This window comes from Streptomyces pathocidini, assembly GCF_001418495.1.
GTDB lineage: Bacteria > Actinomycetota > Actinomycetes > Streptomycetales > Streptomycetaceae > Streptomyces > Streptomyces pathocidini.
The window spans coordinates 1-4,483 of sequence record NZ_LIQY01000288.1; the positions used below are offsets into that span (position 1 = coordinate 1).

The 4,483-nt window shown below is 73.1% G+C and carries 4 protein-coding genes and 1 pseudogene; 2 read left to right on the plus strand and 3 right to left on the minus strand.

The window, feature by feature from the left end:
* A partial coding sequence (locus AOK16_RS15155) for an HAD-IIA family hydrolase (RefSeq protein ID WP_055472781.1) occupies positions 1-894 on the minus strand: 894 nt, incomplete at its 3' end.
* A 71-nt stretch (positions 895-965) separates the two neighbouring features.
* On the opposite strand from AOK16_RS15155, the gene AOK16_RS15160 reads away from it, so the two are divergent.
* Complete coding sequence (locus AOK16_RS15160; protein ID WP_055472782.1) at positions 966-2,303, plus strand: DUF1015 domain-containing protein; 1,338 nt, start codon at positions 966-968, stop codon at positions 2,301-2,303.
* A 164-nt stretch (positions 2,304-2,467) separates the two neighbouring features.
* Here AOK16_RS15160 and AOK16_RS15165 read toward each other — a convergent pair whose 3' ends face one another.
* Positions 2,468-3,412: a tetratricopeptide repeat protein gene (locus tag AOK16_RS15165; RefSeq protein ID WP_205627692.1), complete on the minus strand. Its 945-nt coding sequence runs from the start codon at positions 3,410-3,412 to the stop codon at positions 2,468-2,470.
* A 23-nt stretch (positions 3,413-3,435) separates the two neighbouring features.
* Positions 3,436-3,720 (minus strand): hypothetical protein, encoded by a 285-nt coding sequence (locus tag AOK16_RS15170; RefSeq protein WP_157859222.1) that lies wholly within the window; start codon positions 3,718-3,720, stop codon positions 3,436-3,438.
* 13 nt (positions 3,721-3,733) lie between these two features.
* Between AOK16_RS15170 and AOK16_RS15175 the strand changes: the two are divergent.
* Positions 3,734-4,483: pseudogene (locus AOK16_RS15175) on the plus strand (hypothetical protein); the annotation flags it as partial.

The window sequence follows — 4,483 nt, forward strand, 5'->3', positions numbered from 1 at the left end:
CGCCGAGGCCGTCCAGCCCCCGCACCCGTATCCGTGCCCCTCGGCCACGACCTCCGGCTGCCCGCCCAGCAGACCCCGCAGATCCGCCGCCACATATGTGGGACGGTGCTGCGGCGGCGCGGCCAGGAGGCGGGCAGCGCCGGTCACACCCGTCAGCACCAGCAGCGAGTCCACCCCGCCCCCGTGCGCGCCCTCGATGTCGGTGTCCAGCCGGTCCCCGACGACCAGCGGCCGCCGCGCGCCGGTGCGCAGGATCGTTTCGCGGTGCATCGGGGGCAGCGGCTTGCCCGCGGCCTGCGGCTCGGCGCCCGTGGCCAGCCGTACGACCTCCACGGCCGCGCCGTTGCCCGGGGCGATGCCGCGCCCGCTCGGGATCGTCAGGTCCAGGTTGGAGGCGAACCACGGCACGCCTCGCGCCACCGCGTAGCAGGCCTCCGCGAATCGCCCCCACCGCAGGTCAGGCCCGCCGTAGCCCTGCACGACGGCCGCCGGGTCGTCGTCCGCCGACTCCACCGGCTCCAGCCCCCGCTCGCGCAGCGCGACCCGCAGCCCCTCCCCGCCGACCACCAACACCCGTGATCCCGCGGGGACTTGCTCGGCGATCAGCCGGGCCACCGCCTGCGCCGAGGTGATCACGTCCGCCGCCTCGGCGGGCACTCCCAGCTCCGTCAGGTGCTCGGCGACGGCCGCCGGTGTCCGGGCCGCGTTGTTTGTCACGTACGCCAGGTGCATACCGCCGTTCCGCGCCGCGGCCAGCGACTCGACCGCGTACTCGATGGCCCGGCCCCCCGCGTAGACGACCCCGTCCAGGTCGAGCAGGGCCGTGTCGTACGCCTCGCCCAGCGGCCGCGCGCTCGCGTCCGTACGGGTCCGGACACGGGGCTGTCGGCTCATTTCGATCGCTCCTCTTTCGCCTGCTGTCCCCCGATCATCCCGCATCACCGCAGGCCGCATAGCATGCCCCAATGACCACATCTGGGCCCGCGAGCACCCGCAACCGCGACGGTTCGCACCCCGGCGGCCTGCGGCTCTCGCCATTCCGTGGGCTGCGCTACGACCCTGAACGGGTCGGCGGCCTGGCCGCCGTGACCTCCCCGCCCTACGACGTGGTGGTCCGGCCGGAGGGCCTGCGCCATCTCGAGACCGCCGACCCCTACAACATCGTCCGGCTGATCCTCCCTCAGGCCCCGACCCCCGCCGCCCGCCACCGGCAGGCCGCCGAAACGCTCCGCCGCTGGCAGGCGCAGGGCGTGCTGGCCGCCGACCCGGAACCGGCGTTGTACGTGTACGAGCAGCGCAGCGGCGATCTGCTGCAGCGCGGGCTCATCGGGGCCCTGCGGCTCAGCCCGGCCGAGGACGGCATCGTCCTGCCGCACGAGGGCGTCATGCCCGACATCGTCGAGGACCGCGCCGCGCTGATGCGCGAGACCGCGGCCAACCTCGAACCCCTGCTGCTCAGTTACCGCGGCGAGGGCACCGCGGTGGGGGCCACCGCCGTGATCGAGCGCACCGTCGGCCGCCCACCGCTCCTGGCCACGACCACCGAGGACGGGTTCAGCCATCGACTGTGGGCCGTGACCGATCCGGCCGAACTCGCCGAGATCGACGCGGACCTGGCCCAGCGGCAGGCCCTGATCGCCGACGGCCACCACCGCTGGGCGACCTACCTGCGGCTGCGCGCCGAGCACGCGGGCCCCGGCCCCTGGGACCACGGCCTGGTCCTGCTGGTCGACACCGCCCGCTACCCCCTCCGCGTACGCGCCATCCACCGGCTGCTCCGCCAACTCCCGGTCGCGGACGCGCTCTCGGCACTGGAGGGCTCGTTCCGGGTGCGTGACCTGGAGGGCGGGCTTCCGCAGGCGCTCGACGCACTCGCCTCCGCCTCTGCCTCTGCCACCGGCACCGACACCGCCTCCGAGAGGGGCGGCAACGCGTTCGTCCTGGCGGGCGACGGCGCCTTCCACCTGATCGATCGCCCGGACCCCGAACTCCTCGCCCGTACGATCCCTTCGGGCCTGCCGGAGGCCTGGCGCACCCTGGACGCGACCGTCCTGCACTCCGCCCTGCTGGAGCATGTCTGGCAGGTCCCGGACGGCCCCGAGCACATCGGCTACATCCACGACGTCACCGCCGCCGTCGAACACGCCGAACGACACGGCGGAACGGCGGTCCTGATGCACCCGGTCCGCGAGGATGTCGTACGCGAACTCGCCCAGCAGGGCGTCACGATGCCCCGCAAGTCCACCTCCTTCGGCCCGAAACCGGCCACGGGGCTGGTGCTGCGGAGTCTGGAACTGGACTGACCGGGCCGGGCCGACCAGAGCTGTGTGACGGCTTGCCATCGGCCTGATGTCGGCCTGATGTTGGCCTGAACTCCACCTGTTGGGCCTGAAACGCCGAGAGGGCGGAACCCCGTTGCCCGGGTTCCGCCCTCTCGTCATACCAGAGCGCCGCGGCTCAGCAGAGCTCAGCCCTCGCCGCGCTCGGCCTCCTCGCCGGAGCCCTTCGCGGACTCGTCGGGCACCTCGGCCTCGACGGCGTCGGCCTCGGCTTCAGCCTCGGCGGGCTCTTCGACCTGCTCCTGGACCTCGGCTTGTCCCTGGACCTCGGCTTGCTCCTGGACCTCGTCCGCAGCCGGCTCGTCGCCCTCGCCCGACTCCTCATCGGAACCGGCAAGGCCCGATGCGGCGGGACTCACGTCGGCGTCCGCCTCCGCAGGAACTTCGTCCATCTCGGCGTCCCCTTCCGCAGAAGCTTGCTCAACCTCGGCGGACTCGTGGTCGAACGCGTCCGTGAACTCGATCCCGTCCAGTTCGGCGAGCCGGTCCGAGGCATCCGTCGTACCGCCCTGGTCGGCCTCGAGCGCCTTGGCGAACCAGTCGCGCGCCTCGTCCTCACGACCGACCGCGAGCAGGGCGTCGGCGTACGCGTAGCGCAGCCGCGCCGTCCACGGCTGGATGGAGTTCGACGCCAACTCGGAGCTCTGCAACGTCACGACGGCCGCGTCGGCCTGCCCCATGTCGCGCCGCGCCCCGGCCGCCACGAGCCGCATCTCGACCTGCCCGGCGCGGTCCAGCTTCTGCACCTCCGGCTCACCGGCCATGGCCAGCGCCCGCTCGGGCCGGCCCATGCCCCGCTCGCAGTCAGCCATCACCGGCCACAGCTCCACGGAACCCGTCATCCGGCGAGCCGCCCGGAACTCGGCCAGCGCCTCCGCGTACTTTCCCGTGCCGTACGAGGCGAACCCGGCGGCCTCGCGCACGCCCGCCACGCGCGAGGCGAGCCGCAGCGCGATGCGCGAGTACGCGTACGCCTGCTCCGGGTCCTCGTCCAGCAGCTTTCCCACCATGACGAGATTCCGGGCCACGTCGTCGGCGAGCGTCTTCGGCAGGCTCATCAGCTCCTGCCGCACGCTCTTGTCGATCTCGTCGCCGGTCACGTCCTCGGGAATCGGCAGCCGCCTGACCGGCTCCCGCTCACGCTCCCCACGCCCCCGGTCGTCACGACGTCCATAGCCACCACCGGCCCGATCATCCCGACGTCCATAGCCACCACCGGCCCGATCATCCCGACGTCCATAGCCACCACCGGCCCGATCATCCCGACGTCCGTAACCGCCGCCGGCCCGATCGTCACGACGCCCATAACCACCACTAGGCCGATCGTCCCGACGCCCGTAACCGCCGGACCGCTCATCGCGCCCACGGCCGCCGAAGTCACCGCGCGGACGATCGTGCGAGCGCTCGTCCCGCCCGTGCCCGCCGCCCTGCCCGTACGGCCGCCGCCCACCGCGCTCATCACGGCCACGGTCATCGCGCCCACGATCGCGGTCGTCGCGCCCACGGAACCCACCGCGCTCGTCATCGCGCCGCGGCGCGCGCGTCCGGTCGTCGCGCTGGAACCCACCACGGCCGCGATCCCGGTCGTCATCCCGCCGGAACCCTCGCGGACGGTCGTCCCGCCCACGGTCCCGATCATCCCGCCCGCGATCCCGGTCACGGTCACGGTCCCGGTCGTCGCGGCGGTACGAGGGCCGCTCATCACGCCGGAAGGAGGAACCCTTGTCATCACGCCGGTACGAGGGCCGATCGTCCCGACGCTGGAAACCACCACGGTCGTCACGCCGACCGTCACGGCGATCGTCGTCTCGACGGAATCCTCCGCGGTCGCGGTCACGATCCCCACCACGATCCCCACCACGGTCGTCACGCCGGTTGTCTCGCCCACGGAAGCCACCGCGATCACGATCGCGGTCGTCATCCCGCCGCGGTCCCCGGTCGAAGCGCCGGTCGTCGCGCTGGAACCCACCACGGCCGCGATCCCGGTCGTCATCCCGCCGGAACCCTCGCGGACGGTCGTCCCGCCCACGGTCCCGATCATCCCGCCCGCGATCCCGGTCACGGTCACGGTCCCGGTCGTCGCGGCGGTACGAGGGCCGCTCATCACGCCGGAAGGAGGAACCCTTGTCATCACGCCGGTACGA